The 3,808-nt window shown below is 68.7% G+C and carries 5 protein-coding genes and 1 pseudogene; all 6 read right to left on the reverse strand.

From position 1 onward, the window contains the following. Positions 1-126: 126 nt before the first annotated feature. Positions 127-432: a hypothetical protein gene (locus tag AB0O00_RS32140; RefSeq protein WP_363657787.1), complete on the reverse strand. Its 306-nt coding sequence runs from the start codon at positions 430-432 to the stop codon at positions 127-129. Positions 433-510: 78 nt separating this feature from the next. Next, on the reverse strand, positions 511-1,251 hold the full coding sequence (locus AB0O00_RS32145) for a DUF899 domain-containing protein (protein WP_363657789.1): 741 nt from the start codon (positions 1,249-1,251) through the stop codon (positions 511-513). Positions 1,252-1,393: 142 nt separating this feature from the next. Then, a complete protein-coding gene (locus AB0O00_RS32150; RefSeq protein WP_363657791.1) occupies positions 1,394-2,449 on the reverse strand; it encodes a hypothetical protein in 1,056 nt (351 codons plus the stop codon). Between the two features lie 134 nt (positions 2,450-2,583). Then, positions 2,584-2,769 carry a hypothetical protein gene (locus AB0O00_RS32155; RefSeq protein ID WP_363657792.1) on the reverse strand — a complete coding sequence of 62 codons (186 nt, stop codon included), beginning with the start codon at positions 2,767-2,769 and terminating at the stop codon, positions 2,584-2,586. Between the two features lie 11 nt (positions 2,770-2,780). Further along, positions 2,781-3,011, reverse strand: a pseudogene (locus tag AB0O00_RS32160) (ABC transporter permease subunit); the annotation flags it as partial. A gap of 74 nt (positions 3,012-3,085) precedes the next feature. Further along, positions 3,086-3,808, reverse strand: a 723-nt coding sequence (locus AB0O00_RS32165) for a hypothetical protein (RefSeq protein WP_363657794.1), incomplete at its 5' end; no start/stop codon positions are given.

Genomic DNA, 3,808 nt, shown 5'->3' on the forward strand with positions numbered 1-3,808 from the left:
CGAAGCCGTCAGCATCGCCCCGCACTACCGCACCGTTCCCATCAACCAACCGACCAAGGCTCCACGAGGCTCAAAACCTTAAGTCACTGGTATTGCTGCTAGACCCGTACTTCGCGGGTGACCGTTTCAGATCTGTGGCCAGCGGGTTTGTCCGATGTCGGTGTCGAGTAGGTCGAGGAGGTGGAGTTGGACGCCACGGTTGATCTGGACTGTTGGCGGGTCGGTGACGTTGCCGATCCGCAGGGTGAGTTCGCCGAGGTGGTAGAGGATCATTCGGCCGGTGGGGCGGACGCGGCGGTTGTCCGGGTAGAGGCCGGCCATCGTCTCTTCGGGGCCCAGGGCGCGTCTGACCTGCCGCTCGATCAGGCAGAAGACCAGCAGGGCCAGGCAGGTCACCTGGATCAGCGCGGCGACGCGCCGGTTGTGCTGCACGAAGACCGGGGCGACGGCGAAGCGGCCGGCCGCTTCCTCGGCTCCAGGGCGGAGCCAAGGAGGCGGGCCGTTCGAGGGTCAGGCGGTCACTGGGCTGTACTCGTCGTGGCGGCGCAGCCAGTGGGTCTCCTCGCCTTCCTCGTGTCGGCCCATCGGCGTCCGGTCGAGGAGGCCGTAGTAGGCCATGGCAGGCTCAAGGCCGCGCGCAGTGGTGACGTACGTCCGGTAGACGGTGCCGTTCGAGAGCGCGTAGGCGCTCAGCCCGGGCCCCTCGGTGACGTACCCGGGCACGTCGGTGCCGCAGGCCTCTGCCATCTGCCGGACGGTCGGCGGGATGTCACTCGCGAGGAACGGCCCCAGCTCCTCTTCGGTGTACTGGAAGCCGAGGTCGCGGTGGAAGTCGCTGCCGACGGTGGAGACCCAGTCGAAGCTCCAGCCCATCCGCTCCCGGTAGGCGAGGAGCTTGTCGATCGGCGCCCGCGAGGAGCAGATCAGTGTCACGTCGCGGGCTTTCAGGTGGACCGCGTTGGGGTCGAGGGTGTCCGCGATCGAGGAGCAGACCGGGCATCCGGCCTCGTACGGCGGGCCGAACATGAAGTGGTAGACAAGCAGCTGCGAGCGCCCGCCGAGGAGGTCCGCGAGCGACTTGGTCCCGCCCTCGGTCTCGAAGCTGTAGTCCTTCTCGACCGGCACCCAGGGAAGCTCCCGCCGCTTCCGCGCGAGCTCGTCACTTCGTCGGGTGAGCTTCTTCTCCTCTGCAAGCAGCTCCTCTCGGGCTGCGTTGAACTCCTCCTGCGTGCCGATCCTGTGCTCGGGCATGGCCTTTCCCTCCTGTAGGGGAGCAGAACACCGCATCGCGGCGTGCGGTCACCCGCGGTGGCAGTCGGCAGTGCCTGCCACCGGCTACCCGTCCGGCCATACATCCACCGTACGCGCGCAGAGGCGGGCCCTCGAGGCGGCCTCATCCCACCATGGCGGCTCGTACGATCAGAATGACCGCGACGATCATGTAGGCCAGGGATCCCACCGAGCCGCCGACGACGTTCATGCGCTCGATCCTCACGGCCTCCTTGCCGGCCGTGGTCCACCGCCACAGCACGGCGGTCAGGGCGAACGCCACCATGACCCAGGCGAGCGTGAGGATGTGCAGCTCATCGACCATCGTCAGGCGGCGTCCCGGTGCGGTGATGTCCGCGCGGTCCATGTTGACCAGGACGGCGAATAGCGTGGCGCCCAGGGTGGCGAACCGGGCGCCGAAGCGTTCCGCGCCGGTGGAACCGATCGCGAAGGTCAGCGAGATCACGAAGAAGATCAGGAACAGCGGGGCGACAACCTTGAGGAAGTTGATCGGGTCCGCGCGGACCAGACCGATGTCCAATCGCATCCGGCTGTACTGGCTTGGCGCCTTCGGAGCGAGGGTGGGGTCGCCGAAGTTGGTGGTGTAGTCCTGGACGTAGCTGGTCACTTTGAAGTCGTCGATCCGCCAACCGCTCACGTCGATGCCCTGAGCCATGGACGATGCCACGGTGTCAGGGGTGAACAGGAAATGCCGCGCATCCTGCGGAGCGGTCATCAGCATGACCAGGTGCTGGTGGTCGAACGGGTAGTTCGTCTCGTCGAAGCTCTGCCGGAAGGTGCCCTCGATGAGCTGGATGTGGTATGAGAGCCCTGCCGCCATGGTCACCTGCGAACTGCTGATCCGCGGGCTGTCGCTGTTCGGGAAGGACGCCAAGGGGAGCGGGTCCAGGTCCTTGGTGGGGCAGAGTGACCAGACCCAGACCCGCGCCGAAAAGGCGCTGGAGGCTGGAAGGACGTCATAGACATCACTGAGATAGGCGCCGACCCGGCAGGTTGACACCGAATCCTCCGCCGTACCGGGGGCGATCGGCGGCGGTGGCGCGGTCTGCGTCACAGCGCTCCGGCTGGTGCCGCGCATGGCCGCGGCCCATGGCAGAAGTTGTGCGAGCACGAGCACGCACGCGCAGGCAACCAGGATGGCGATCAACTGTTTCCGCATGCGTCGACCATTACCGCACAGCAGCTGAAGGACCGTGACAGGCCACACGGGATGACCACGATCGAGTGCTGCGGTGTTCGGCCGAAGGTCTGGCGCTCGGGCGGTCGGCGGAATGCCGGGTAACAGCGGTGAGGCTACTCGGCGATTCCTCGGGTGAGCAACACGACGGTGACGAAGGCGCGGTAGAGGCGGATGGGGTCGTCATCGGTGATGTACACGGTGAGTTCGTCGTCGCGGATCACGCCGGTGACCCAGGTCGCCGTCTCGGCGAGGGCGGCGTTGCGGAAGCGGACGGTCAGAGTGGCGGTCGAGGTGATCACGGGCGGTGCGGGAACCCGAACGCGAAGATGGCCGAAATGAGGATGAGTTGGGCTTCGTTCTCGATCATCTCCCGCATCAGCGCCGCGGCCTCGGCGACGCCGATGGCGGCGGCCACCGTCGTGTTCTTGGTCAGGGCGATCAGGACGTTCGCCAGCGGGCCCACCACGGAACGGAAGGCCTGCGGAAGGACGATGAGCGTCAGCACCTGGGGGAAGGTCAGGCCGAGGGCGCGCGCTGCCTCCGTCGTAGAAGGTGCCTTGACGGGCGGTGGAAGGTGGCGGGCGCCCGGTGATCGTGCGCCCGCCGCCCGGGGCGTCAGTCCGTCGCTGCGACGCGGCGGCGGCGCAGGCGGAGGCCGACGGCGCCGCCGGCCAGCACCGCGGCTCCGACCACGGGCAACTGCCACGAGCTCGGCGACGATGGTTCGGCTGAGGCCGACGACACGGGCGGTGTCTGGGCCGTGGGTTGCGCCTCGGCCGCGGACCCCGTGCCGTCGAACAGGCCGAACCCGCCGGCGAGCCCGTTGCGGTCGTAACCGGATCCCGGGAGCTTGTCCGCGTACCGGCCGGTCACCATCTTCTGGTAGGCGGCCAGCGGGAGGCTCTGCTTGCCGCCGAGTCCCGTGGTGGCCTCGGGGTTGAGCGGTTCGACGTCGCCGTTCGCGGTGAGCCGGTACCACGCGTGGATCTGCGGCTCGGTGAAGGTGCGGGTGGCGGCGGTGGCGTGTTCGGCGAGCTTGAGCTCGGCGTCGCCGTCCCGGATGCCGGCCAGCCGCCAGCCGCCGCCCTTGCCCGGCGGGGCGAGCAGGACGGCCGCCTGGTGGCCGTCGGCCGCGCTCACCCGCGAGGCGAGGTAGGACAGCCTGAGCGCGTCCTGCGGAGTCGGCTGGGCCTTCCCCGTGACGAAGTCCACCGACAGCTCGTACAGCGGGACCGGGTCCTTGAGCTCGAACGACGGCGGCGCCGCGACCGCGTTCGGGGTGTTCGGCCGGCCGCCCGCGCTGCCGCCGTCGGCGCCGGTCCCGGGGCCGGTTCCGGT

The organism is Kitasatospora sp. NPDC093558, assembly GCF_040683475.1.
Taxonomy (GTDB): domain Bacteria; phylum Actinomycetota; class Actinomycetes; order Streptomycetales; family Streptomycetaceae; genus Kitasatospora.